The sequence below is a fragment of the Aeromonas sp. 601039 genome (genome assembly GCF_049174415.1).
GTDB lineage: Bacteria > Pseudomonadota > Gammaproteobacteria > Enterobacterales > Aeromonadaceae > Aeromonas > Aeromonas veronii_A.
In genome coordinates, this window is the sequence record NZ_JAAKTL010000019.1 from 54519 (window position 1) to 80753 (window position 26235).

Consider the following 26235-nt stretch of genomic DNA (forward strand, 5'->3'; position numbering starts at 1 on the left):
CCGGTGCGTCCGTACATCTATTGGTATCATTACTTTAATTTCAACAACAACGCAACAAGCAGCATTTATCACTATTTCCAAAACAATCACCAGCCCCGAATGAGTAGTGAATATTTATGTGAAATGGATGATAAACGGCAGCATATGCCGATGAATGAAAATTAAGCAGATATAAATCGGGGGATGCCAGAACGGTCATCCCCCGGAAGATGGCTCTCAACCGAGCCAGAATGCCAGTAATTGCATACAAAACAGGGCGAACAGGCCGGCGATCAGATCGTCCAGCATGATGCCCAGGCCACCGTGGATCCGGCGATCAAACCAGGAGATGGGCCAGGGCTTGAGCACATCAAACAACCGGAACAGCGCGAAGCCCGCCACCACCCACTCCCAGCCGGCAGGCGCGGCGATCATGGTGACGCCAAAACCGATCACCTCGTCCCAGACGATGGCGCCGTGATCCGGCATACCGATGGCATCGGTGGCGCTCTGGCAGATACGGATCCCCACAACAAAACCCACCGCCAGCAAGGCGATAAACCAGTGGGTCGGCAGCCCGCTCACCAGCAGGTAGAGCGGAATGGCCGCCAGGGTGCCCATGGTGCCCGGCGCTTTGGGGCTGAGACCGGAACCAAACCCCACCGCCAAAAAATGAAGCGGATTTTTCAGATCCAGTCGTGTCAGCTCGGGCTTTATCCTGAACAAACTCATGCGAAGTGATCCCACCCTTTCAGTTGCAGCTCGACCGCTTGGTCGCCACGCAGGTAGTCGATGCCCGGCTCGCCCGCCACGATGCGGCCGATGCGGCTGAACTTGACCCCGCTGTGGGCCAGCGCCGTATCGAGCGCGCCGCGGTGCTCCTCCGGTACGGTGAAGCAGAGCTCGTAGTCATCGCCACCGGCCAGCGCCAGTTGCCACGCCTCCTGCTCGCTCACCGCATCCTGCAGCACCGGCGAGAGCGGCAGCAGATCGAGATCGATCTGGGCCCGCACGCCGGAGGCCTTGAGGATATGGCCGAGGTCCGATGCCAGACCGTCGGAGAGATCCAGCGCACTACCCGCCAGCCCGCGCAGCGCCTGACCGGCCAGAATGCGGGGGTGGGGGTGGTCGAGCCGTGGCAGCACGGCGGCCAGCTGGTTCTCGTTGAGGGTGCGTTTGCCCAGCAGGTGGGAAAGCGCCAGGGCGGCATCACCCAGAGTGCCGGTCACATAGATGCCGTCACCGGCTTTGGCACCGCTGCGCATCAGGGCGCGACCGGCAGGCACCGATCCCTTCACCGAGATGGTGATGGAGAGCGGCCCGCGGGTCATGTCTCCGCCCACCAGCGCCACATTGTAGTACTCGGCCAGCTCCAGGAACCCTTCGGCAAAACCGGCGACCCAACCTTCGTTAATGGCAGGCAAGGTCAGCGCCAGCGACACCCAGCGCGGCTCGGCCCCCATGGCGGCGAGATCGGAGAGATTGACCGCCAGCGCCTTGTAGCCGAGATCCACCGGATCCATGTCGGGAAAGAAGTGTACGCCGCTCACCAGAGTGTCGGTGCTCACCGCCAGCTGGGTATCGGGGGGCAGGGTCAGCAGGGCACAGTCATCTCCAGGGCCCATCACCACGTCCTTGCGGGCGTGGGGAACCTTGAAGTACTTATCAATCAGCTCAAATTCACCCATACAGTAAAAAGCCAGCAATAAGCTGGCTCCTCTCTTAGATGCTGACGGACAGCAGGATCAACGCTTGTTCAGCGATTTGATCACCTTGTCCAGTACACCGTTGACAAACTTGTGGCTGTCATCGGCAGCAAAAGCTTTGGCCAGCTCGATCGCTTCGTTGATGACCACGCGCGGCGGTACATCATCACGACGGGTCAGCTCGTAGGTCGCCAGACGCAGGATCGCCTTGTCCACCATGTCCACTTCTTCCAGCGGACGGGAGAGGAAAGGTGCAAACACCTTGTCCAGCTCGCTGCAGTGGAGGGCTACCCCGAACAGCAGATCGCGGAAATAGTTCAGGTCTACACCCTTGGTGTCCTGATCGATCTTGAACTGCTCTTCGATGTCACCCACGTTAGCCTTGGTCATCTGCCACTGGTAGATGGCCTGGGTGGCGCAATGGCGGGCTTTACGGCGCTCAGACGGTTTCAATGTACTTCTCCTCGTTACACGTCCAGTTCTTTCAGGACGTTGATCATTTCGAGCGCTGCCAGTGCAGCCTCTGCACCCTTGTTACCCGCCTTGGTACCTGCACGCTCGATGGCTTGTTCAATGTTTTCAGTGGTCAGCACACCGAAGGCAACGGGAATTTCATATTCCATCATTACCTGGGCCATGCCCTTGCTGTTCTCGTTTGCCACCAGGTCGAAGTGGTAGGTGCCGCCACGGATGACAGTACCGACCGCCACGATGGCATCGTATTGACCACTCTTGGCCAGCTTCTTGATGACCAATGGCATTTCAACCGCGCCCGGCACTTTTACCAGTGTCAGGTTGCTGTCCTGCACTTGACCTTGACGCTTCAGTACGTCCACCGCGCCGTTCACCAGACTGTCGTTGATGAAGCTGTTGAAACGGGCAACAACAATAGCAACGCGCGCCTCAGGAGCGGCGATATTTCCTTCGATAACCTTCATTGGAAATCCTGTATCTGTGCAATCAAAAGGGCCGGAGTCAAAAGTGCGCACATTCTAGCACAACAGACCCACGACAAAAACCATGGCCGCAATAGACGGCCATGATCGCGATTTAACCAGTCCGGCGCGCTTACTCGCCGGTAAATTCCACGACTTCCAGACCGAAACCGCCCGGAAGGGGATGGTACTTCTCTGGTAGTACGTTACTCGCCAACGTACTCAACCACTTCCAAACCGAAACCACCCGGAAGGGGATGGTACTTCTCTGGTGGAGCTTTACTCGCCGACGTACTCAACCACTTCCAGACCGAAACCACCGAGGGCATGGTACTTCTTCGGCGAGCTCAACAGGCGCATCTTGCTCACGCCGAGCGCCTTGAGGATCTGGGAACCCACACCAACGCGGCGAGAAGTGCCTTGCCACTTGGCTCCTTCCGGCGCCAACCCCTTGTCGGCGGCTTCAAAACCCTTGACCCTAGCCAGCAGCTCGGCGCCATGGGATTCCGCCCCCAAAATCACCAGCACCCCGCCTTCGTCAGCGATGCGGGCCATGGATTTGGGCAGCGGCCAGCTGCGGGCGGCGTGGCGGTCGGTCAGCAGCAGATCGCTCAGCACATCGTGCAGATGGACCCGCACCAGGGTCGGCTGGTCAGCCTGCACCTCACCCTTTTTCAGGGCGAAGTGAACCTGATTGTCGATGGTGTCGCGGAAGGTGATGAGGTCGAACTCGCCAAACTCGGTCGGCAGCTTGCATTCGGCCACCTTCTCGACCGTGGTCTCGTGCTGGTTGCGGTACTCGATAAGGTCGGCGATGGTGCCAAGCTTGATGCCATGCTGCTCGGCGAACACCTCCAGATCCGGACGGCGCGCCATGGTGCCATCTTCGTTGAGGATCTCGACGATGACGGCGGCCGCCTCGAAACCGGCCAGACGGGCCAGATCGCAGCCCGCTTCGGTGTGACCGGCACGGGTCAGCACGCCGCCATCCTGCGCCATCAGCGGGAAGATGTGGCCCGGCTGCACCAGATCGGCCGCCTTGGCATTGGGCGCCACAGCCGCCTGCACGGTCACCGCGCGATCGGCGGCTGAGATACCTGTGGTCACCCCTTCTGCCGCCTCGATGGAGACGGTAAAGGCGGTGGAGAACTGGGCATTGTTGCGATCCACCATCAGCGGCAGCGCCAATTGCTTGCAGCGATCCCGGGTCAGGGTCAGGCAGATGAGGCCACGGCCGTAGCGGGCCATGAAGTTGATATCCTCCGGACGGACGCAGGAGGCGGCCATGATGAGGTCCCCTTCGTTCTCCCTGTCTTCGTCATCCATCAGGATCACCATCTTGCCAGCCTTGATATCGGCAATGATTTCCTGGGTTGTGCTCAGCGCCATGGGCTACTCCATCAGTGTGCTTGGGGGTTGAGCCCGCAGGCTCAACGCAAATGCGTGTGTATGTTGCTCTAGATTGGGGCTAGCGGCTCCATTTCAATCAGAGCGGGATCACAGAAAATCGTTTTGGTGGCCAGACTCAGCGCACACCGTCAGAGAAAACCGGCCTTGGCCAGCGTCTCCATGGTCAGGGTCGAGGCGCTGCTCTCCTGACTTTTTCCCATCATCAGCCGCTCCAGATAACGGGCGATCTGATCCACCTCGAGGTTGACCTTGTGACCCGGCTTCCAGCTGGCAATAGTGGTCTCCTGCGCGGTGTGGGGCACGATCGTCAGGCGGAAAAGGTCCCCCTGCACCGCGTTGACGGTGAGGCTGATGCCATCCACCGCAATGGAGCCCTTCTCGGCGATATAGCGGGAGAGTTCCCCCGGCGCCTTGATCCAGTACTCGATGGCACGGCCGCTGCTGGAGACGCTTTTCACCTCCCCTACCCCATCCACATGGCCGGAGACCAGATGGCCGCCGAGGCGGGAGGTGGGCATCAGCGCCTTCTCGAGGTTGACCCGATCGCCCACTCTGGCGGCGGCAAAGCCAGTACGGGAGAGGGTTTCCAGCGACACGTCGGCGGTATAACTCTTGTCGCCCAGCGCCACCACGGTGAGGCAGACGCCGTTGGTGGCGATGGAGTCGCCCAGTTTGACGTCACTGAAGTCGAGATGCGGTGCATGGACGGTGAGGGCCATGTCATCGCCCTGACGGCGCAGCTCGGCCAGGGTTCCCACCGCTTCGATAATTCCGGTAAACATGCAGATCACCTTGCTGATGACGGGGGCTGATTATGCCCCCTTGAACATTGATAAATCAGGCTATTTTGGCGGTAATGCGAATATCTGGCCCCACCATGCGCACATCCTTGATGGCGAGCTTGGGGGCCTGGAACAGCCGGGTCAGACCCGGCAGATGGAACAGGCCGCGCCCTTCGTCACCCATCAGTTTGGGCGCCTGATAGAGCACCAGCTCATCCACCAGCCCTTTTTCCAGCAGAGCGCCGCAGAGCCGCGGGCCCGCCTCGATGAGTACCGAGTTGACATTCTGCTTGGCCAGCAGCATGAAGAGGCTGACCAGATCCAGCTTGCCATCCAGCAGCGGCAGCTCCAACTGCTGCACCCACTCGGGCCACTCGCCGGACGCCTTGTGCCGAGCCAGCAGCACCGGGCTCTCGCTCTGGAACAGCGGCAAGTCGGGTGTGAGGCGGTTTTGCGAATCGACGATGACCCGCAGCGGCTGGCGCAGGGTCTCTTTGGGGTAGCTCGCCTTGACCGAGGGGGGCAGCTCGTCCCAGCGCACGGTCAGGGAAGCGCCATCGGCCAGCACGGTTTCGGCGCTGGAGAGCACCGCATCGTGGCGGGCCCGCAGCCGCTGCACGTCACGGCGCGCATCCGGGGAGGTGATCCACTGGCTCTCGCCGCTCGCCATGGCGGTGCGGCCATCGAGGCTGGCCCCCAGCTTGACGGTCACCCGCGGGAAGGCGGTACGCATCCGCTTGAAAAAGCCCGGGTTGAGCGCCTCGGCTTCGCTCGCCAGCAGGCCGAAATCTGTCTTGATCCCCGCTTCGGAGAGCATCCGCAGGCCACGTCCGCCCACCTGGGGATTGGGATCGACCATGGCCGCCACCACCCGGGCCACGCCAGCATTGATCAGCGCCTCGGCGCAGGGGGGAGTACGACCGTGATGGGAGCAGGGTTCGAGGGTTACATAGGCGGTAGCGCCACGGGCGTTGTCACCGGCGGCGCGCAGGGCGTAAACCTCGGCATGGGGCTCGCCCGCCTTCTGATGCCACCCTTCGCCAACCACCACACCATCTTTGACCAGCACGGCACCGACGCAGGGGTTGGGGGCCGTGGTGTAGCGGCCGCGGCGGGCCAGTTCGAGGGCCCGACTCATCCATTGGTAATCATCTTGACTAAACATCCGGGCTCCTTTGACAAAACATCTCGACTTTACGCAGTATCGTAGGTTCGATTAGCGCACCGTAATCGGACGCGGCAACATGGGTGAGAATGGCGGTTTACTTTTCCAGCTTGGCAATCTCTTCGCCAAACTCGCGAATATCTTCGAAGCTGCGATAGACGGAGGCAAAGCGGATATAGGCCACCTTGTCCAGACTCTTGAGCTCATCCATCACCAGATTGCCCACCAGCTCGGAGGCGACTTCGCGCTCGCCGGTGGCACGCAGGCGGGATTTGATATGGTTGACCGCTTTTTCGATGGCCTCCATGCTCACCGGCCGCTTCTCCAGCGCCCGCAGGATGCCGGCGCGCAGCTTGTCTTCATTGAACGGCTCGCGGGAACCGTTGGACTTGATGACGCGGGGCATCACCAGCTCGGCCATCTCGAAGGTGGTAAAACGCTCGTGACAGAGCAAACACTCACGACGGCGGCGCACCTGATGGCCTTCTGCCACCAGACGGGAATCGATCACCTTGGTATCAACCGCACTACAGAATGGGCAATGCATCGGACCTCCGGCGTTAATGGAACAGGGACCGGCCCGGCGGGCCAGGATCTAGGTCGGCCAGTGTAGCACGGCCATCCAAAACCGGTAAAAGCCAGAAAAAACAATGCCACCCGCAGGTGGCATTGGTCTCAAACCGAACGGTCTGGCTTATCAGCCATAAACCGGGAAGCGGCGGCAGATATCCAGCACCTTCTCACGCACGGTGGCCAGCACGGCATCGTTGTCGTGGTTGTCCAGTACGTCGCAGATCCAGTGGGTCAGCTCGATGGACTCGGCTTCCTTGAAACCACGGCGGGTGATGGCCGGGGTACCGATCCGCACACCGGAGGTGACGAACGGGGAGCGCGGGTCATTGGGCACGGAGTTCTTGTTGACTGTGATGTTGGCTTTGCCCAGTGCAGCGTCAGCATCCTTACCGGTCAGCTCGCGGCCGATCAGGTCAACCAGCATCAGATGGTTGTCGGTACCGCCGGAGACGATCTTGTAACCGCGCTCGATAAAGGTGGCAGCCATCGCCTTGGCGTTTTTCACGACCTGAGCCTGATAGGTCTTGAACTCCGGCTCCAGCGCCTCTTTGAAGGCAACGGCTTTACCGGCGATGACGTGCATCAGCGGGCCACCCTGACCACCCGGGAAGACGGCAGAGTTGAGCTTCTTGTAGAGCTCCTCGTCGTCAGCGGCGGAGAGGATCAGACCACCGCGCGGACCGGCCAGGGTCTTGTGGGTGGTGGAGGTGACCACGTGAGCGTGGGGAACCGGGTTCGGGTAGACGCCAGCGGCAATCAGACCCGCCACGTGGGCCATGTCGACGAACAGGTAGGCACCGACCTTGTCGGCGATTTCGCGCATGCGGGCCCAGTCAACGATGCCGGAGTAGGCGGAGAAGCCACCGATCATCATCTTCGGCTTGTGCTCGACAGCCTGACGTTCCATGTCGTCGTAGTCGATCTTGCCGGACTCATCGATACCGTAAGGCACGATGTTGTAAAGCTTGCCGGAGAAGTTGACCGGAGAGCCGTGGGTCAGGTGACCGCCGTGTGCCAGGTTCATGCCCAGTACGGTGTCGCCCGGCTGCAGCAGAGCCATGTAAACGGCGCTGTTGGCCTGAGAGCCGGAGTGCGGCTGCACGTTGGCGTAAGTGGCACCGAACAGCTCTTTGGCGCGCTCGATAGCCAGGGTTTCGACCACATCCACATACTCGCAACCACCGTAGTAACGCTTGGAGGGGTAACCTTCAGCGTACTTGTTGGTCAGCTGGGAGCCCTGGGCTTCCATGACACGGGGGCTGGTGTAGTTCTCAGACGCAATCAGCTCAATATGCTCTTCCTGACGACGGGTTTCGTCTGTGATGGCCTGCCACAATTGCGGATCATAATTGGCGATGGTCATGTCACGTTTCAACATCCGTTTCTCTCCTGAAAATCGTTTGCGCGTTAGGTGAAGTGGGCGCGGGCATTGTAACGTGAGCTGGATCAAAGAGACAGCCCAACCACCTAAAAAAATGTTGAATTTATGTTGTAAAAAGCAAGATTCCCTCCCCGTTCAATACCCTGGCCGCTCCGCCAAACGACACATTTTTCATCCCGCTGCGGGCGGGCAAAACCCGAAGGGGATCACAACGCCCTCTTTATCCATCCTGTAACATATTCATTCGAAACAAATTTAATGATGATGGAGCTGATTGCAGCCATGCATCCGAGGGGCTGCACCTAACCGGAGGAGTTCAAGATGGACCATCTGCTGACATTCGTGATCCTGGCTGTCTTTTTTCTGTTCTACTGGGTCTACTACACCAGCCAACGCAAACATCTCCCCACCACCTCGTGGGATCAACTCCCCACCAAAGCCGACTATCTGGCGGCCCACCCTGAATCAGTCGATGGCGACATCATCTTCTGTTATCACTGCGGCCACCACGAGTTGCTGGAGGTGGGCATGGTGCACCTGACCGATTTTCGCCGGGAATGGGTCTGTGCCAAGTGCAAGCAGGTGCTATTTCGGGAGATCGAATAACGGCGCAGGGGCTGGCCACCCTCCCTAAACGCCGTACATCGCCAGCAGGGATCAGAACGGTGCATCCCTGTTGGCCGTCAGCCACTGCTGCAACCCGCTCACCGCCGCTTCAAATTGCGCCCCGATTGTCGCAGGCTCCCCGCCTCCCGCCTCAAGGGCCGCGCAATGGCTGGCAAATTCGGTCAACCCCAGCGCCAGCGCACTCCCCTTGAGCTTGTGCGCCAGCTGACGTTGCTCACTCCCCTCACCCTGAGCCAACTTATCCACCAACACCCGCCCTTGCGACTCAAACAGCGCGACCAGCTGGCGGATCCGCGCCATGCCGAGCAGGGGCAGATCGGCATCCAGCACCGGATTGGCCCACTCGGGCTGGTTAGTTGGGGGCACGGCTGCAGATAATTGCACCTGCGGCTCGATAGAGGCCCCTTCTTGCCGAAATAGTTGATCTATGGCGTTCGCCAGCACAGCCAGCCGCACCGGCTTACCGACAAAATCGACAAACCCGGCGGCAAGGCAGTGGCGGATATCCTCCGGATACATCTGGGCCGAGATGGCGATGGCGGGCAGCGGCCGCTCATGCATCTCCTCGCTGATGGCGGCCAGATCCTCGCGCAGGGTCATGCCGTCCATATCGGGCAGATTGATATCGAGCAGCGCCAGCTCGAAGGGGCGCTCGGTCACCAGCGCCAGCGCGCTGCGACCATCCTCCGCCAGGGTGACGCGATGGCCGAGGCGGGTCAGCATGCCGTGCGCCACCAGCCGGTTGATCTCGTTATCCTCCACCAGCAGGATGTCGCGGGACTGGCCAAGGTGCAGCGGTTGCGCCTCGGCAGGCAGCTGGGCACTCGAGCGTTGCAAGGGCAGGCTGAAGCTGAATTCACACCCCTTGCCCGGTTCGCTGGCAAGGATCAGCTCGCCCCCCATGGCGGCCACCAGCTTGCGGCTGATCGCCAGTCCCAACCCGGTGCCGCCCTGATGGCCTATATCGCGCTTGCGCTGGCGAAACGCCTCGAACACCGCCTCCTGCTCATCGGCCGGAATGCCGGGGCCGGTATCGCGCACCACAAACCGGATGCAGGGCTCGGCGCAAGGGCCTTGGCAGGCAAGAGGCGCCACAGTCAGGGTAATCTGGCCACGGGCGGTAAACTTGACCGCATTGCCGAGCAAGTTGCCGAGCACCTGCCGCAGCTTGCCCAGATCCCCCTCGACCACAGGCGCCAGCCCGGGCGCATATTCCAGCGCCAGGGTGACCCCCTTGGCCGCAGCCTTTGGCCGGAACAACGCGCTGAGCTCATCCACCAGCTGGAACAGGGGGAAGGGTTCGCGGCGCGCCTCCACATGGCCCGCCTCTATCTTGGAGTAGTCGAGAATGTCGTTGAGGATCTCCAGCAGGGATTCGCCACTGTGTTCGATGGCGGCCAGATAGCGCTGCTGGGTATCGCTCAGGTGGGTATCTTCCAGCAGTGTCAGGCCACCCAGAATGCCGTTCATGGGGGTGCGGATCTCGTGGCTCATGGTGGCGAGAAACACCGACTTGGCCCGGTTGGCCTGCTCTGCCTCGGCGCGGGCCTGCCGCTGCTTCTCCACCTCCTCATTGAGCCGCTCGTTGGCGTGGCTGAGCTGGCCGGTGCGCTCCTCAACCCGCGACTCCAGCTCGCGCTGATAACGGCCCAGCTCAACCGCATTGTCACGAAACACCTGCAAGGCCCGGCCCAACTCCGCCAACTCATCGCGCCCGGTGCTGGCGATCGGCTCAAGAGGGACCAGATCCCCGCGCGCCAACCGGCTCATCCCCGCCACCGCCCGTTGCAGCGGCCAGACGATCCGGCCATAGACCATGCGCCACATCAGCAGCATCAGTAGTAGCAGCGTGAGCAGGCCAATGGCCATCAGCGCCTGCTCCAGCAGCCTGAGGCGCTGGCTTAGCGCCTGCTGGCTCTGCCCCAGCGAATCGCGGGCACGGCTGACCAGCTCACCGACCTGCCGGTTGAGGCTGCTCATCAGGGCCTCATTGGCATTGGCCAGCACCCGCAGCGCCTCCCCCTTGCCGAGCCAGTCACTGCGCAGTTGCACCAGCTTGTCGCTTTGCGCCAGCACAGTCAGCGCCTGCTCCATCGCCTGCCGGCGAGCCGGATCGGTCACCGCCCCGGCCCGCAGTTGCAAGATGGCCAGCTCCCGCTGCCCCTCTTGCAATAGCGTTTGCAACTGTTCCTGCCGTTCGCTGCGCCACATCTCCTCGATGCGCTGCTGTTGCATCAGGGTGCGATGACGCAGCTCGGTCATCTGCTCCAGCCAGTCGAGATCCTGCTCCAGCAGGCGGTCCAGCGTCCGGGTCGCCTGCGCACCTTGCTGTTGGTAGAGGGAACCCAATCCCGCCACCATCACGGTTTCGGCGTTCTCCATCTGACTGCGCGCCAGCTCGGCAATCTGCCCGGCCGCCGCCACCAGACGGGCCCGCTGCGCTTCACCCTGAGCCATCAGGGTCAACCTTTCACCCACCAGCCAGCCCTGCTGGCCCAGATTGCCGATGATGCTCTGACTGAGCTGATCGAGGCTTGTTGAACCCTGGCCACGACCAAGTTGCGCCAGCACCTGTTGCAGCTGTTGCCCCTGCAGGGTGAGCAAGCGTCCCTGATGCTCCCACTCCTGCTCGCTGGTTGCGGTGGCCAGCAGCCGGGACGCGCTCTGGATCTCGCCGCTGAGACGAGAGAGCGTGCGGGCCAGCTCCTGATCGGCCAGAGTCTGCTGCACCCCTTGCTCCAGCTGGCGCAGATGGCTAAGCCCCACCCAGCCCAGCAGGGAGGCACTCAGGGTCAACAACGCCATCAGGGAGAAGGCCAGCAGCAACTTGCCACCCAGGCCGGAAAAGATTCTCACGGGAAGTCCCTTGGTTGTGGTCGGCTTTGACCGGATAATATGGCCCAACACTTTAACAAAACCCCTGACCATGCGAAGCGTCTATCTCTCCCCGTTGTTGCTGATCTGGTTGCTAATGCTTCCCCGCGCCGCCCTCGCCTTTGCGGTCGATATCTGGCCCGGCGGCGAATTCAGCGGCCAGCCGCTGCACCAGCAGTGGCAGGAACCCGCCGCCGCAACCAAGCCGCTGACCCTCTGTGCCCTCTACCCCCATCTGCGCGACGCCTACTGGCTTTCGGTCAATCAGGGCATGGTGGACGAAGCGAAGCGGCTGGGAGTCAAGTTGCAGATCCACGAAGCGGGGGGTTACGGAGCCCTCGCCGAGCAGCGCCAGCAGTTGCAGCGCTGCGTGCAGGAAGGGAGCGACGCCATCTTGCTCGGCGCGGTGAGCTATCAGGGCTTGCGCGAGGCCATCAAGGCCACGCCGCTGCCGCTCTTTGGTCTGGTCAACGATCTGCCCAGCGGTCTGGTGCAGGCCAAGGTGGGGGTCTCCTGGTACCAGATGGGCTGGCAAATCGGCCACTGGCTGGCGCAGCGTCACCCCGCTGGCAGCAAACCGGTCTCGGTTGCCCTCTTCCCCGGCCCGCAGGCGAGTGGCGGCAACAACTTCGTCGAGCCGGGCTTTGCCGACGCCATCAAGGGGAGCGCCATCAAGCTGGTCACCACCGAGCGCGGCGACAACAGCCGGGAAATCCAGCGCACGCTGGTGCAGCAGACGCTGGCCCGCTATCCCGACCTCGACTATCTGGTGGGGGGCGCCATCGCCGCCGAAGTGGCGGTCAACGAGCTGGCGCAGCGCCATCTCGACAGACCACGGGTGCTGAGCACCTACTTCAGCCACGGGATACAGCGGGGCCTGCGCCGGGGCAAGATCCTGGCAGCCAACAGCGATCAGATGCGGCTGCAGGGGCGCCTTGCGGTCGCTCAGGCGGTCTGCCTGCTACAACACCCTGATGCCAATGCCGAGCAGTGTCCGCGGGTGATGGGGCCACCCATTCTGACGCTGTCTGCGCCACTGACCGACCCCGCCGATTCCCTCTCGGATGGCGCTTTTCGTCCCGTCTATCGGGTCGAATAGCCGTTCCAAATCCGATTAGCACACTCAAGGAGAAGAGATGAAAGAGTTACATGCCAGCTGCCTGTGCGGCGCCGTCGCCCTGACCCTGCCGGATCAGTTCGACTACATGGGTAACTGCCACTGCAGCGAATGCCGCAAGTTTTCAGGGGGAGATTACGCCTCGGTCGGCGGACTGGATGGCAACAAGGTCACCATAGTGAAGGGGGAAGAGGCCATCGGCCGCTACAGGAAATCGGCAGAGACCATACAGGCCTTCTGTCGTCACTGCGGCTCCAGCCTGTTCAGCCAGAAGAGCAGCAGCGGCAAGATCAATCTGCGGTTGGGGGTACTGGACGATGTGCCGAGCCAGCGACCCGCATTTCACATCTTCGTCGGCTCCAAGGCGCCCTGGCACCAGATTGGCGACGACTGCCCGCAATTTGATACCCGCCCGCCGGTCTGATACCCGGTCAAACAGGCCAGGGCCACCGCAACGGAGTCAGGAGGCTATCTCGCCGGCAAACAGATAGCCTTCACCATGGACGGTGACAAACAGCTGGGGATCCCGCGGATCCGCTTCCATCTTGCCGCGCAGCCGCCGGATCAACACATCTATGGTGCGATCGCTCGGGCCATCGCCGCGATGGCTGATAAGGGTCAGGATCCGCTCCCGACTGAGCACCCGCCCGGCATGGGCGACAAAGGCCACCAGCACTTCATATTCGGCCTTGGTCAGGCGCACCGGCACTCCGTCCTTGCTGAGCTGGCGACGGGGGATGTCAAACCGCCAGGGGCCGAAGCGCACCGCATCGTCAGCCACCGCAGGCTCGCTCGACGCGGCGGCCGCCAGCGAGATCCGCCACAGCAGATTCTTGACCCGCACCAGCAACTCCCGCAGCTCGAACGGCTTGGTGACATAGTCGTCGGCCCCCATCTCGAGGCCGACAATCCGGTCCACCGCATCGCTGCGGCCTGTGACCAGAATGATCCCCACCGTGCTGCGCGCCCGCAGTTCACGGGTCAGCAGCAGACCATCTTCTCCCGGCAGGTTGATATCCAGCATCACCAGATCGACCGTCTGCTCCGCCAGCACGGCGCGCATCTCCTGGCCATTTTCGACCGCCGTCACCCGATAGCCCTCCCGCTCGAAATAGCCGGTCAGCTTCTCGCGGGTAACCGCATCATCTTCAACAACCAGAATGTGGTAGCTCATGGGCAGGGTTCACGATGGTCGACAAGGGAGGATTATTCTATTCACATTTTGTCATAAATACCCCTATTTCATTAATTTGTGGCGGCAGCCCTGTTCACAACGCCTCCCTATCATGGCTCCCATCAAAAAAGTGATGTGAGAGAGCATGATGAAAAAACTGTGGCACTTCCTGCGCACCCCCAGCCGCCGCTGGTCTGTACTGGCGCTGCTTCTGGTGGGCGTCGGCGTCACCCTAGCGGGCACCGTCGGCCTGCACTATGGCTTTGAGAAAACCAGCAGCCTCGAATTCTGTATCTCCTGCCACTCCATGAAAGACACCGTCTATCCGGAGTACAAGGAGTCCATCCACTTCAAGAATGCCTCCGGGGTACAGGCGGTCTGTACCGACTGTCATCAGCCGAAGGATTTCGTCGGCAAGGTGGCCCGCAAGATGGAGGCGGCCAACGACCTCTATCAGGAGTACATAGGCCACAGCATCGACACCCAGGAGAAGTTCGAAGACAGGCGCCTGCATCTGGCCGAGAAGGTGTGGGCGCGGATGAGCAGCCAGAACTCCAAGACCTGCAAGTCCTGCCACAGCTACGACAACATGGATCACGCCAAGCAGTCCCCGGCGGCTGCGCTGGCGATGAAAGATGCGGCGGCGAAGAACATGAACTGCATCGAGTGCCACAAGGGCATCGCCCACGAACTGCCCAACATGGCGGGCGGCTTCCGGGCCACTTACGCCACCCTGGTCAACGACGCGCAAGAGGCGCCAGCCGCCGAGACCCTCTACAACCTGGGTGAAAAAGATCTCTATGCCAGCGAACAGAGCACCGACCCGGTCGGCAAACTGCTGCCCGCCTCCCGTATCGACGTGGTGGACCGCAGCGGCGATCGCCTCAAGGTGACCATCGAAGGGTGGCGCGAGAGCGATGGCAAGGGCCGGGTGCTGAGCGAATACATGGGCAAGCGGGTCTTCGTCGCCACCATCCGTGACGAACTGAAAGCGAGCGAGAAAGTGCTCAAACAGGAGACCGACAGCGCCACCCATATCAAGTGGGAACAGGTTCAGGTGCAGGCCTGGGTCGATGGCAAGGGCTTTGAGTCCTCGCTCAAGCCAATCTGGGATTACGCCGGCGAAATGTACAAATCCACCTGCAACTCCTGCCACGGAGCGCCGGATCCCGCTCACTTCACTGCCAACGGCTGGATCTCGGGGCTCAAGGCGATGTCTGCCTACTATCGCCTGAGCAAGGAAGAGGAGCGCACCCTGCTCAAATACCTGCAAAACCATGCCGCCGATACCGGTGGTCAGGGCAGCCACTAAGTCCGGATTCGAAAGAGGAATAACAAGATGATCAATATTTCCCGTCGTGGTTTTCTGGGTGGCTTGCTGGCCAGCGGTGCCTCTGCCCTGATCGGCCCCTCCCTGCTCGGTCGCGCCGTGATGGCTGCCGAGTCTGGCGACAAGCTGGTGCAGTCCGGCTCCCACTGGGGCGCCTTCCGTGCCCGGGTGGTCGATGGCCGCTGGGTCGAGACCCTGCCGTTCGAGCACGACAAGCACCCCACAGACATGCTCAAGGCCTTGAGTGAAGTGGTCTACAACCCCTCCCGCATCCGCTACCCCATGGTGCGGCTGGACTGGCTGCGCAAGGGGCACCAGTCCGACACCCGCGAACGCGGCCAGAACCGCTTCGTGCGGGTCACCTGGTCTCAGGCGCTCGATTTTTTCTATCACGAGCTGGAGCGGGTGCAGAAGACCTATGGCCCGAGCGCCCTCTATGCCGGCCACTCCGGCTGGCAGTCGGTGGGCAAGCTGCACTCCGCTGGCGCCATGCTGGGGCGTGCCATGAACCTGCACGGCACCTATCTGGCCAAGGCCGGTGACTACTCCACCGGTGCCGCCCAGGTGATCCTGCCCCACGTGGCGGGCGCCATGGAGGTGTATGAACAGCAGACCTCCTGGCCGCTGGTGCTGGAGCACAGCAAAACCATCGTTATCTGGGGCTCCGATCCCATCAAGAACCTGCAGGTTGGCTGGCTGGTGCCGGATCACAGCGTCTACGACTACTGGGCACAGCTGAAAGAGAAGGTGGCCAAGGGCGAGATCCGGGTGATCAGTGTCGATCCGGTCAAATCCAAGACCCAGAAGTACCTCAATTGCGATCAGGTGACCCTGAATCCGCAAACCGACGTGCCGCTGATGCTGGGCATCGCCCACACCCTCTACAGCGAGAAGCGCCACGATGAGGCGTTCCTGAAGAACTACACCACCGGTTTTGACAAGTTCCTGCCCTATCTGCTGGGTACCAGCGACGGTCAGGTGAAGGATGCCGAGTGGGCCGCGGCCATCTGTGGCGTACCAGCCGAGACCATCCGCGAGCTGGCCCGCGCCATGAGCAGCGGCCGCACCCAGCTTATCGGCGGCTGGTGCGTGCAGCGCATGCACCACGGCGAGCAGTACGCCTGGATGCTGGTGGTACTGGCCTCGATAATCGGCCAGATCGGCCTGCCGGGGGGCGGTTACGGCTTTGGCTGGCACTACAACGGGGCGGGTACCATCACCTCCAGCGGCCCCATCATGTCAGGTTTCAGCTCAGTCATTCCCGGGGTCAAGCCGAGCCATGATGGCGACTGGAAGGGCTACTCCAAATTCATTCCGGTGGCCCGTTTCGTCGACTGCATCCTCAATCCGGGCAAGCAGATCGCCTTCAACGGCCAGACCATCACCTACCCCCACATGAAGATGGCGGTGTTCTGCGGCAACAACCCGTTCCACCACCAGCAGGATCGCAACAAGATGGTCGCCGCCTGGCGCAAGCTGGAAACCGTGGTCAGCATCGATCACCAGTGGACGGCCAGCTGCCGCTTCGCCGATATCGTGCTGCCCGCCACCACCACCTATGAGCGCGATGACATCGAGCAGTGGGGCTCCCACTCCAACGCGGGCATTCTGGCCATGTACAAGGTGGTAGAGCCGCTGTTCGAGGCGCGCGATGACTACGACATCTTCGCCGATCTCTGCCGTCGCTTCGGTCGCGAGGCCGAGTTCACCGGCGGCAAGAGCAAGCTGGAGTGGATCCAGAGCATCTATGACGACGCCCGCCTGCAGGGCCGCGGCATCGGCATTCGTCTGCCCCGTTTCAGCCAGTTCTGGCACGGCGAGGGCTTCGTCACCTTCCCGGCGGGCCAGCCCTGGGTGCGCCACGAGTCGTTCCGTCAGGAGCCGGATCTGGAACCCCTCGGTACCCCGTCTGGCCTTATCGAGATCTACTCCAAGACCATCGCCGACTACGGCTATGGGGATTGCCCGGGCCATCCGGTCTGGATCGAGCCCTACGAGCGCTCCCACGGCGGACCGGGCAGCAAACAGTACCCGCTGCACCTGCAATCCTGCCACCCGGACAAGCGGCTGCACAGCCAGCTCTGCTCGTCCGACAACTACCGAGCCACCTACACGGTGCAGGGTCGCGAACCTGTCTATATGAATCCGCAGGATGCCAAATCCCGCGGCCTCAAGGACGGCGATCTGGTGCGGGTGTTCAACGGTCGCGGTCAGGTATTGGCTGGTCTGGTGGTGAGCGATGATTACGCCCCTGGCGTAGTCCGGATACAGGAAGGTGCCTGGTATGGCCCGCAAGAGGGCGGCAAGGTGGGTACGCTCTGTACCTACGGCGATCCCAACGTGCTGACCGCCGACATCGGCTCCTCCAGCCTGGCGCAGGCCACCACGGCCCATACCGCGCTGGTGGAGATCGAGAAGTTCCGCGGGCAGGCACCTGCCGTCACTGCCTTCGGCGCGCCGGAATCGGCCAAGGGCATCGACCCCATGTTCCCGGCACTCTGACCCCGGGGGGACGAAAGCGCCCCCTTGAGTTTCCTTTATTTTTAAAGTCGTTAGAATCGGGAGCCATCAAGGCTCCCGATTGCCATCCACGGAGGAAAAATGCAGGAATTTATGGCTACCAGCGAACGCCGGGCCGAACTCTACTGGTGGTTCTCCACCCTGTTCGCCGCCGAACTCAGTGATGAGCAGATCGCCGAATATGACACCTATGACGTGCGAAGCTTCCTGAAAAGCCTCTCCACCCTGGATCCGATGCGCGAAGCCGTGGCCGAGCTCAACGATGCCATCGCCCGCCTGCTGGTGCGCCCGGATCGCCAGCTGGAACTGGCCGCCGACTTCGCCGGCCTGTTTCTGGTGGATCCCAAACAGGGCGCCCTGCCCTACGAATCGCTCTACCGCGGCGAGGCCAAGCTGCTGATGCAGGCCCCGATGGCCGAGATGCAGGCCCGCCTCGATCGCCTCGGTATCAATGTCAGCGATAAATACAAAGAGCCTGCCGACCATCTGGCAATCGAGCTGGATCTGATGGGCAATCTCATCATCCGTGGGGCGGAAGCCAAGAGCGCGGCCGAGCGGGAACGCTGGCTCGACGAGCAGGAAGCGCTGCTGCACGGTCATCTGCTGGGCTGGTTTGACAAGTTCGAAAGCGCCTGTCGCGCCGCCGACCGGTTTGGCTTCTACGGCGCCAGTGCCCGTCTGCTGGGGGTCTTCCTCAAGATGGATGCCAACTACCTCTCTCTGGTCAAACCGGCACCGTCCGCCGACTGAGTCCGCGATGAAGACAGCCCTGCTTCTGATTGCATGCTGGCTGCTGGCCCTGATCCCGCTGGATCAGGGCATTACTCCCCTGATTGCGCTGCTGTTCAACCCGGATCGCGAGCTCTACGGCACCGCCCAGCTCACCGGATTTGCCGGCATCCTGCTCACCCTCTACCTTGCCAATCTCGGCGTCGAGGTGGTGTTGCGCCGCCGCTTCCAGATTGCCGGCATGCTGGCGCTGCTGGCCGCCTGGATCGACTTCATCAACAGCAGTGGCAGCGAGTCGCACTTCCTGCTGCTCTATCTGCTTGCCCTCCCGTTCCATCTGCTCGGCTGGCTGGTACTGGTGCGCGGTATTCAGGCATTTGGTCGAGAGAAAGGCTAAAAAACAGCCAATAATATTGCAAATCATGACAGCCAGGTCAGGCACTTCCCAGTCATTACAAGCACATCGGTACAGCTCCCCGTAATATTTGCTTACATTCAGCTCCCGTTCAGTTTTAAAAAAGCCTATATAGTGCCGCTCCTTTCGCCACACTACACAGGAGCAATCGTATGCCTCCACAGGATGCGCGCATCACAGGCCTCGATCTGTTGCGCGGGCTTGTCATCTTCATGGCCGTCTTCGAGCACTACACCGGTTACCTCAACTACTGGTACATCGATTTCTTCAATCGGGAACATGCCTTGTGGGACAGCTTCTATGTATCACACAAGGCAATGGCGGGACACCTGCTCCCCATGGATCAGCTGACAGCACACGCATCAGCCTGGTTAATCCCCTGGGTCAGCCAGATCTACCTGGCCTTGGCCGCATTCAACCTGAGCCGCCGCGATCAGGCCAGCTTCAAGCCGCAGCTGGGCAGCAAGCTGGCCCTGTTTGCCAGCATCATACTGATGCTCTATGTCGAAGGGTTGGTCATCGCCCCCAACTTCGGCGAGGCCATCTCGTTCTACCCGGTCATGCTCTGGATGTGCCTGCTGGCGCTCTTCTCCATGGTGTATGCCTGGTTCGGCATCCGCGGCATGCTCCTGCTGACCCTTCTAAGCCTGCTACTGGATCAACTCGGCGTACAGGATCTGCTCGGCCATATCGACAGCTGGATGAAGCTGCACGTTCACCCCGACTATGAGCTGGATGCCCGTCTCGACCTCTTCATGGCCAGTGGCTGTTTCGGCTTTCTCTATGGCTGGTGCTGGCATCAGCGCCCACAATGGCGAGATCGCCTCAACCGCCTGGTACTGACGCTGTCGCTGGTGGCGCTGGCCATCTATCTCATGTTCGGCGAGACAAGCACGGTCGAGCTCAACGACATCTACGCCAACGAACACGAACTGGCGCTGGACATGATCGGCCGAGCCGGGATCTGGGGTATGGAGTTTCTGGTGATCGGTACCGTGCTCTGGCTACACCAACACAATATCCGTCTCTGCTGGCGACCACTCAACTGGATCGGCATGTACTCGCTGACCGTCTTCATCTTCCACAAGAGCATCTTCGTGCACCTGTGGGGCCCCTTGCTACTGTGGTGGACCGCCCGTCAGGGCACCATACTGCCCAACAGTTTTGGCCTTATCATGTTGCTCTGCACCGCCAGCATACTGCTTATTTATGCTTTCCAGCGCTCCGGCATCATCTGTCATCTGATGGGAATGCATCAGGATCGGGACTGGGCGCGGCTATATGGCAAATAAGTATTGGCTGTCGCTGCTAATACTGGTGACGCTACCATTGCAAGCAAAGGAGTTGTTACTGGGCAGCAGCTGGCAACTGGATAGTAACCAGGCCAGTAGTAACGCAACCCAGCACAGCCAACTCTGGTGGGGTTATGAACGGGAGACCCAGGTTGGGCTCCTTTTCACTAACGGAAGCAGTGCCGGGCTGGCACTACCTCTCTATGAAAAGAGTTTTATCGCCTTGGGAGTTGGATCCATGCCAGTGGTTGATAGTACCCGTTTCAGTGCTATGTGGCGCCTGGGATGGCAGCTGGATGATGACCATCAATTGACGTTGTCCCAGCTCGTCGACCTCACTGGCCGTTATGGCCAGCTCTGGTACATGGAGCACAGCCTGCCGCTGCCGGCCGGGCTCTCCCTCAACCTCTGGCTGACCCGGGGCAGTCAGGCACACATGGCCGCTTATGATGCTCATGAAGGTTGGCGAGACTGGGGGCTAACCCTGGAGCACAGTTGGGCTTGGCAAAAGTGGCAACTCGACGCAGAAGCGGGTGCCAAGCAGTGGCTCATCAAGGATCGCGATTGGCAACCCGTCGTGAACCTGACCCTGAGCTATCGCTTCAGCTGGTAACACTCACACCACAGGCAACTTCCACGTTTACCAGCGCCCACCTATCTTGGGTCCAGCCAAATGAAAACGCACAGACAGTCAAACCCATCGCATCATTAGGCTCTACAATGCAACTGCTTCCTGCAATCAGGGGGATATCCTGTTGCTGCGCACTCCAGGTTTCCTGACCAAATGGCAACATGCCAACCATGTTGCCAAATTCCATTACAACAGAGTCAATCATCGTCAGCCCTCTTTGCCAGCAAGCCGCACAGCTCAAGCACTAACGCTCTGATCGCGCATGATAAACATCCTCTGTTAGCGACATAACGCTCTCTCGGGATGTCAAAAGGACCACGGTAGCAAGGGCTTGCAACTCAGGCTGAACATCTGTGCCCACAAGCCCTTAACAGGGGAAAAAGGGATTATCTATTGGTACGCAACGTCAGGTCGACTGCGTTCATCAAAGGATGATGATGTCATTGGTGCCGCAGGGGAAAATCCCCTGGCGATAGATATGACTATCTGCCAAACGTCAGGGTGGGAACACCACCATCATCCCGCTCATTGAGCATGCGTGTGAGCGGTGAGTCGCCAGAGTAACGGGATCCAGGCTCACTGAGGGAAAATTTGGCCCCCGGTTTTTTTGCCTGCCATGCGTTGCCAAGCTGATCGGCAACCCGATCCCGCACGGTCTGTGACGGCTCCTGATGCGTAATCGCAAACTCTTTGGGGGGCTTGTCTGCCAGTACAGGCACATCAAACTGCCAGAGGGATGCACAGAGCAATAGAGAGAACATAACTACCTCCATCCATCAAAGTCCTCCTTTTTACTCACTCACCACCTGAGTGTCACCCATTACCCTGTAACCAAATGTTGCTGTCTATCCAAAAGTCTAATTGCCCCCATCAGCCAAAGGTATAAGTTGTTACTTAATTATTAAAAGTATGTATTCAAAGGAGTGAGTGATGAGCGAGAGCAAGGTCTATCCGGTCAAACCCCATATCAGCAACAGCGCCCTGCTCGACAAGGGCGACTACGCCGCCATGTACCAGGCCTCCGTCGAGGATCCCGATACCTTCTGGGGTGAACAGGGCAAAATCCTCGACTGGATAAAGCCCTACACCAAGGTAAAAAACACCTCCTACGATCCGGGCCATGTCTCCATCAAATGGTTTGAGGATGGCCAGCTCAACGTCTCCGCCAACTGCCTCGATCGCCACTTGGCAGAGCGTGGCGACAAGGTCGCCATCATCTGGGAAGGGGACAACCCTGCCGAAGATCGTAAACTCACTTACCGCGAACTGCACAGCGAAGTGTGCAAGTTTGCCAACGTATTGAAAGCACAAGGGGTTCACCGCGGCGACGTGGTCTGCCTCTATATGCCGATGGTGCCCGAAGCCGCAATCGCCATGCTGGCCTGTACCCGCATCGGCGCAGTACACAGCATCGTATTCGGCGGCTTCTCGCCAGAAGCGCTGGCTGGCCGCATCATCGACTCCGGCTCGCGCATCGTGATCACCGCCGATGAAGGGCTGCGTGGCGGCCGTCCGGTGCCGCTCAAGAAGAATGTGGATGAAGCGCTCACCAACCCGGAAACCCAGGTCAACAAGGTGATCGTGCTCAAGCGCACCGGCGGCAATGTCGCCTGGCACAACCATCGCGACATCTGGTGGCATGAAGCGACCGCCGCCGTCAGCAGCGACTGCCCGCCCGAGGCGATGAACGCCGAAGATCCGCTCTTTATCCTCTATACCTCCGGCTCCACCGGCAAACCCAAGGGGGTGCTGCACACCACCGGCGGCTATCTGGTCTATGCCACCCTCACCTTCAAATATGTGTTCGACTACCACGAAGAGGATATCTACTGGTGTACCGCCGATGTGGGCTGGGTTACCGGTCACTCCTATCTGGTATACGGGCCGCTTGCCAACGGTGCCACCACCATCATGTTCGAAGGGGTGCCCAACTACCCTGCCACCAACCGCATGAGTCAGGTGGTGGACAAGCACCAGGTCACTATTCTCTATACCGCCCCCACCGCCATCCGCGCCCTGATGGCCAAAGGCACCGAAGCCGTCACCGGCACGTCACGCCAGAGCCTGCGCATCATGGGCTCGGTGGGTGAACCCATCAACCCGGAAGCCTGGGAGTGGTACTACCGCACCATTGGTGACGAGCGCTGCCCCATTGTCGATACCTGGTGGCAAACCGAAACCGGCGGCATCCTGATTACGCCGCTGCCCGGCGTCACCGACCTGAAACCGGGCTCGGCGACTCGTCCCTTCTTCGGGGTGCAACCGGCGCTGGTCGACAACATGGGCGAGCCGCTGGAGGGAGCTACCGAGGGCAACCTGGTGATCACCGACTCCTGGCCGGGCCAGATGCGCACCGTGTTCGGCGATCACGAGCGGTTCGAGCAGACCTACTTCTCCACCTTCCCCGGCCGCTATTTCACTGGCGACGGTGCCCGTCGCGATGCCGATGGCTACTACTGGATCACCGGGCGGGTGGATGATGTACTGAACGTCTCCGGCCACCGCATGGGTACCGCCGAAATTGAATCGGCGCTGGTGGCCCATCCCAAGATCGCCGAAGCTGCGGTGGTAGGTGTACCGCACGAGATCAAGGGTCAGGGTATCTATGCCTATGTCACCCTGATCGCCGGGGAAGAGCCAAGCCGCGAGCTGCATAAAGAGGTGAAGGAGTGGGTGCGCAAGGAGATTGGCGCCATCGCCACGCCGGATGTCATTCACTGGGCGGAGGGGCTGCCGAAGACCCGTTCCGGCAAGATCATGCGGCGAATTCTGCGCAAGATCGCCACCGGCGAGACCGACAGCCTGGGGGATATCTCCACCTTGGCGGATCCGGGCGTAGTAGACAAACTCATCCGCGAGAAGTCGGAAGCAGCCTGATCCCGCTTCGTTTGTTGCTCAACAAAGCCGGCCCTGTGCCGGCTTTGTCGTTTCTTATCCGCCAGCAAACAGCAAGCCGGTAGCTACGGAGCCTTGCCGACCAAAATGTGCAATAAATAGCCAGATGTAGAGATTAGACCAGTAAAATGCTGCTAATTTTCACGAAATCAATATAATTGCGAAATCTGTGTGCCAGGGCACACCGATTTGCGCAGAAAATGGCTAGATTTCTGGTAGTCCACAAGATAGCTGATAGATAGCAGCATTATCATCGAGGATGTACTCAATATGTCGCAAAATCACCGCATTCTCCTGCTCAACGGACCAAACCTGAATCTGCTGGGCAAACGGGAACCGGGTATCTACGGCAGCAAGACGCTTGATGAGATCGTCGCCGATCTGAAGCTTAACGCCAGCGAACTCGGTGTCACTCTGGAACATCTGCAATCCAACGCCGAACATGAGTTGGTCGGCCGCATCCATCAGGCCATGGGCCAGGTGGATTTTATCATCATCAATCCAGCCGCCTTCACCCACACCAGCGTCGCCATTCGCGATGCGCTGCTGGGTGTCGCCATCCCTTTTATCGAGGTTCACCTGTCAAACGTCCATGCCAGGGAGCCGTTCCGTCATCACTCCTATCTGTCTGATGTCGCAAAAGGGGTCATTTGTGGTCTGGGAGCCGATGGCTACCAATTCGCTTTAACCGCGGCCGTGCACCATCTGCGCGCGGCTTGATAATCACTGATCAGATAAAGAAGAAAGAGAATGCTAATGGATATCCGCAAAATCAAGAAGCTGATTGAACTGGTTGAAGAGTCCGGCATCGCCGAACTGGAGATCTCCGAAGGTGAAGAGTCCGTTCGCATCAGCCGCAACTTCTCCGGTCAGGTGACCACCGCCATGCCGCAGATGATGATGCAGCAAGCCGCTCCGGTTGCCGCACCTGCCGCTGCCGCCCCGGTTGCCGCCGCACCGGCCGCAGATGCCGCCCCGAGCGGTCACCTGATGCGCTCCCCGATGGTTGGCTCCTTCTACCGCTCCTCCAGCCCGGAAGCCAAGCCGTTCGTGGAAGTGGGTCAGCAAGTCAATGTCGGCGATACCCTGTGCATCGTCGAAGCCATGAAAATGATGAACCAAATCGAGTCTGACAAGGCCGGTGTGATCAAAGCGATCCTGGTTGAAAATGGTCAGGCCGTCGAATTTGACGAGCCGCTGTTCATCATCGAATAAGGGAAATCGCCACCCATGTTGGACAAAGTAGTCATCGCCAACCGCGGTGAAATTGCCCTGCGGATCCTGCGCGCCTGCAAAGAGCTCGGGATCAAGACAGTGGCCGTTCACTCCACCGCCGACCGGGAGCTCAAACATGTGCTGCTGGCCGACGAATCCATCTGTATCGGCAAACCAGCCAGTACCGACTCCTACCTCAACGTTCCGGCCATCATCGCCGCCGCCGAGGTGACCGGTGCCGTGGCCATCCACCCGGGTTACGGCTTCCTTTCCGAGAACGCCGATTTTGCCGAAGTGGTCGAAAAATCCGGCTTCATCTTCATCGGCCCGCGCGCCGAGACCATCCGCCTGATGGGTGACAAAGTCTCCGCCATCGAAGCGATGAAGAAGGCAGGCGTACCGTGTGTACCGGGCTCTGACGGTCCGGTGGACAACGACACCAAGCGCAATGCCGCTATTGCCAAGCGCATCGGCTATCCGGTGATCATCAAGGCTGCCGGTGGCGGCGGTGGTCGTGGCATGCGCGTGGTACGCAGCGAGGCCGAGCTAGCCTCCGCCATTGCCCTAACCAAATCCGAAGCAGGCCAGTTCTTCAAGAACGACATGGTTTACATGGAGAAGTACCTGGAAAACCCGCGCCACATCGAAATTCAGGTGTTGGCAGACGGCCAGGGCAACGCCCTCTATCTGGGCGAGCGTGACTGCTCCATGCAGCGTCGCCACCAGAAAGTGGTGGAAGAGGCGCCGGCGCCCGGCATCACCGCCGAAATGCGCAAGTTCATCGGCGAGCGCTGTGTGCGCGCCTGTATCGAGATCGGCTACCGCGGTGCGGGTACTTTCGAGTTCCTGTACGAGAACGGCGAGTTCTATTTCATTGAAATGAACACCCGTATCCAGGTTGAGCACCCGGTCACCGAGATGGTCACCGGTATCGATCTGATCAAGGAGCAGCTGCGCATCGCCGCCGGTCAGCCCCTGTCGATCACCCAGCAGGATATCCGCATCCGTGGCCATGCCATCGAGTGCCGGATCAACGCCGAAGATCCGGCCACCTTCATGCCCTCTCCGGGTCTGGTGCAGCGCTTCCACGCGCCGGGTGGACTGGGCGTGCGTTGGGACTCCCACATCTATGCCGGTTACAAGGTACCGCCCCACTACGATTCGATGATCGGCAAGCTGATCTGCTACGGCGAGAATCGTGACATTGCTATCGCCCGCATGCGTCATGCGCTGGACGAGCTGGTGGTGGAAGGGATCAAGACCAACGTACCGCTGCAAAAAGAGATCATGAAAGACGAAAACTTCCAGCACGGTGGCACCAATATCCACTACCTGCACAAGAAGTTGGGTCTGTAAGGATCGCTGATAGTGACCGGACTTCCGGTGGAAGTCTGCTCCGCAAGGAGCCTCTGTCTAGTCCTGAAATAGGTTTACACATTTTCAACTAGCATTTCTCTACTCAGAACCCCCTATGTACCGCATCGG

At 60.4% G+C, this 26235-nt stretch carries 26 protein-coding genes; 13 read left to right on the top strand and 13 right to left on the bottom strand.

Features of this window, described 5'->3' with window-relative positions; translation table 11 throughout:
- Window positions 1-216: 216 nt before the first annotated feature.
- From G5195_RS15475 to glyA, 9 genes are all read right to left on the bottom strand, one after another.
- Entirely contained in the window at window positions 217-711 is a 495-nt protein-coding gene (locus tag G5195_RS15475; protein WP_005349509.1) for a phosphatidylglycerophosphatase A, read from the bottom strand.
- Window positions 708-1667 carry a thiamine-phosphate kinase gene (gene thiL, locus G5195_RS15480; RefSeq protein WP_026034998.1) on the bottom strand — a complete coding sequence of 320 codons (960 nt, stop codon included), beginning with the start codon at window positions 1665-1667 and terminating at the stop codon, window positions 708-710. The genes G5195_RS15475 and thiL overlap by 4 nt, the downstream gene beginning before the upstream one ends.
- 57 nt (window positions 1668-1724) lie before the next feature.
- Window positions 1725-2138, bottom strand: coding sequence for a transcription antitermination factor NusB (gene nusB, locus G5195_RS15485; protein ID WP_005343514.1), 414 nt, complete (start codon window positions 2136-2138; stop codon window positions 1725-1727).
- A 14-nt stretch (window positions 2139-2152) separates the two neighbouring features.
- Window positions 2153-2623, bottom strand: coding sequence for a 6,7-dimethyl-8-ribityllumazine synthase (gene ribE, locus G5195_RS15490; protein ID WP_005338866.1), 471 nt, complete (start codon window positions 2621-2623; stop codon window positions 2153-2155).
- Between the two features lie 276 nt (window positions 2624-2899).
- A complete protein-coding gene (ribBA, locus tag G5195_RS15495; RefSeq protein ID WP_042054172.1) occupies window positions 2900-4009 on the bottom strand; it encodes a bifunctional 3,4-dihydroxy-2-butanone-4-phosphate synthase/GTP cyclohydrolase II in 1110 nt (369 codons plus the stop codon).
- A gap of 149 nt (window positions 4010-4158) precedes the next feature.
- Window positions 4159-4812, bottom strand: coding sequence for a riboflavin synthase (locus tag G5195_RS15500; protein WP_047438140.1), 654 nt, complete (start codon window positions 4810-4812; stop codon window positions 4159-4161).
- Between the two features lie 55 nt (window positions 4813-4867).
- Window positions 4868-5977 (bottom strand): bifunctional diaminohydroxyphosphoribosylaminopyrimidine deaminase/5-amino-6-(5-phosphoribosylamino)uracil reductase RibD, encoded by a 1110-nt coding sequence (gene ribD / locus G5195_RS15505; protein ID WP_151286980.1) that lies wholly within the window; start codon window positions 5975-5977, stop codon window positions 4868-4870.
- A 97-nt stretch (window positions 5978-6074) separates the two neighbouring features.
- Window positions 6075-6524, bottom strand: coding sequence for a transcriptional regulator NrdR (nrdR, locus tag G5195_RS15510; protein ID WP_005338880.1), 450 nt, complete (start codon window positions 6522-6524; stop codon window positions 6075-6077).
- A gap of 150 nt (window positions 6525-6674) precedes the next feature.
- Window positions 6675-7928 carry a serine hydroxymethyltransferase gene (gene glyA / locus G5195_RS15515; protein ID WP_005338884.1) on the bottom strand — a complete coding sequence of 418 codons (1254 nt, stop codon included), beginning with the start codon at window positions 7926-7928 and terminating at the stop codon, window positions 6675-6677.
- Between the two features lie 324 nt (window positions 7929-8252).
- Between glyA and G5195_RS15520 the strand changes: the two genes are divergently transcribed.
- A complete protein-coding gene (locus G5195_RS15520) occupies window positions 8253-8537 on the top strand; it encodes a hypothetical protein (protein WP_111899890.1) in 285 nt (94 codons plus the stop codon).
- Window positions 8538-8588: 51 nt separating this feature from the next.
- On the opposite strand, the gene torS is transcribed toward G5195_RS15520, so the two are convergent.
- Window positions 8589-11414 (bottom strand): TMAO reductase system sensor histidine kinase/response regulator TorS, encoded by a 2826-nt coding sequence (gene torS, locus G5195_RS15525; RefSeq protein ID WP_421222383.1) that lies wholly within the window; start codon window positions 11412-11414, stop codon window positions 8589-8591.
- A 70-nt stretch (window positions 11415-11484) separates the two neighbouring features.
- Here torS and torT point away from each other — a divergent pair, with 70 nt between their 5' ends.
- Window positions 11485-12531 (top strand): TMAO reductase system periplasmic protein TorT, encoded by a 1047-nt coding sequence (gene torT, locus G5195_RS15530; RefSeq protein WP_266134179.1) that lies wholly within the window; start codon window positions 11485-11487, stop codon window positions 12529-12531.
- Window positions 12532-12568: 37 nt separating this feature from the next.
- Complete coding sequence (locus G5195_RS15535; protein WP_421236280.1) at window positions 12569-12973, top strand: GFA family protein; 405 nt, start codon at window positions 12569-12571, stop codon at window positions 12971-12973.
- Between the two features lie 36 nt (window positions 12974-13009).
- Here G5195_RS15535 and torR read toward each other — a convergent pair whose 3' ends face one another.
- Window positions 13010-13723 carry a two-component system response regulator TorR gene (gene torR, locus G5195_RS15540; protein WP_139740023.1) on the bottom strand — a complete coding sequence of 238 codons (714 nt, stop codon included), beginning with the start codon at window positions 13721-13723 and terminating at the stop codon, window positions 13010-13012.
- 145 nt (window positions 13724-13868) lie between these two features.
- On the opposite strand from torR, the gene torC reads away from it, so the two are divergent.
- From torC to G5195_RS15570, 6 genes are all read left to right on the top strand, one after another.
- Window positions 13869-15035, top strand: a complete 1167-nt coding sequence (gene torC, locus G5195_RS15545; RefSeq protein WP_005343495.1) for a pentaheme c-type cytochrome TorC — start codon at window positions 13869-13871, stop codon at window positions 15033-15035.
- 27 nt (window positions 15036-15062) lie between these two features.
- The gene (torA, locus tag G5195_RS15550) at window positions 15063-17555 is read left to right on the top strand and encodes a trimethylamine-N-oxide reductase TorA (protein ID WP_421236281.1); all 2493 of its coding nucleotides are present in this window, start codon (window positions 15063-15065) and stop codon (window positions 17553-17555) included.
- A gap of 99 nt (window positions 17556-17654) precedes the next feature.
- Window positions 17655-18323: a molecular chaperone TorD gene (gene torD / locus G5195_RS15555; RefSeq protein WP_201905699.1), complete on the top strand. Its 669-nt coding sequence runs from the start codon at window positions 17655-17657 to the stop codon at window positions 18321-18323.
- A 7-nt stretch (window positions 18324-18330) separates the two neighbouring features.
- The gene (locus G5195_RS15560) at window positions 18331-18699 is read left to right on the top strand and encodes a hypothetical protein (protein WP_216951965.1); all 369 of its coding nucleotides are present in this window, start codon (window positions 18331-18333) and stop codon (window positions 18697-18699) included.
- Window positions 18700-18869: 170 nt separating this feature from the next.
- The gene (locus G5195_RS15565; RefSeq protein ID WP_421222387.1) at window positions 18870-20009 is read left to right on the top strand and encodes a hypothetical protein; all 1140 of its coding nucleotides are present in this window, start codon (window positions 18870-18872) and stop codon (window positions 20007-20009) included.
- Entirely contained in the window at window positions 19999-20622 is a 624-nt protein-coding gene (locus G5195_RS15570) for a MipA/OmpV family protein (RefSeq protein ID WP_216951967.1), read from the top strand. Before G5195_RS15565 ends, G5195_RS15570 begins: the two co-directional genes overlap by 11 nt.
- Here G5195_RS15570 and G5195_RS15575 read toward each other — a convergent pair.
- Both G5195_RS15575 and G5195_RS15580 read right to left on the bottom strand, forming a co-directional pair.
- Window positions 20612-20845 (bottom strand): hypothetical protein, encoded by a 234-nt coding sequence (locus tag G5195_RS15575; RefSeq protein WP_216951968.1) that lies wholly within the window; start codon window positions 20843-20845, stop codon window positions 20612-20614. The genes G5195_RS15570 and G5195_RS15575 overlap by 11 nt on opposite strands.
- Before the next feature lie 277 nt (window positions 20846-21122).
- A complete protein-coding gene (locus G5195_RS15580) occupies window positions 21123-21401 on the bottom strand; it encodes a hypothetical protein (protein WP_216951969.1) in 279 nt (92 codons plus the stop codon).
- A gap of 169 nt (window positions 21402-21570) precedes the next feature.
- On the opposite strand from G5195_RS15580, the gene acs reads away from it, so the two are divergent.
- From acs to accC, 4 genes are all read left to right on the top strand, one after another.
- Window positions 21571-23517, top strand: a complete 1947-nt coding sequence (acs, locus tag G5195_RS15585; protein WP_421222388.1) for an acetate--CoA ligase — start codon at window positions 21571-21573, stop codon at window positions 23515-23517.
- A 288-nt stretch (window positions 23518-23805) separates the two neighbouring features.
- The gene (aroQ, locus tag G5195_RS15590) at window positions 23806-24255 is read left to right on the top strand and encodes a type II 3-dehydroquinate dehydratase (RefSeq protein ID WP_005338907.1); all 450 of its coding nucleotides are present in this window, start codon (window positions 23806-23808) and stop codon (window positions 24253-24255) included.
- Window positions 24256-24291: 36 nt separating this feature from the next.
- Window positions 24292-24750 (top strand): acetyl-CoA carboxylase biotin carboxyl carrier protein, encoded by a 459-nt coding sequence (gene accB / locus G5195_RS15595; protein WP_421222390.1) that lies wholly within the window; start codon window positions 24292-24294, stop codon window positions 24748-24750.
- 15 nt (window positions 24751-24765) lie between these two features.
- Complete coding sequence (accC, locus tag G5195_RS15600; RefSeq protein WP_216951972.1) at window positions 24766-26106, top strand: acetyl-CoA carboxylase biotin carboxylase subunit; 1341 nt, start codon at window positions 24766-24768, stop codon at window positions 26104-26106.
- Window positions 26107-26235: the final 129 nt, after the last annotated feature.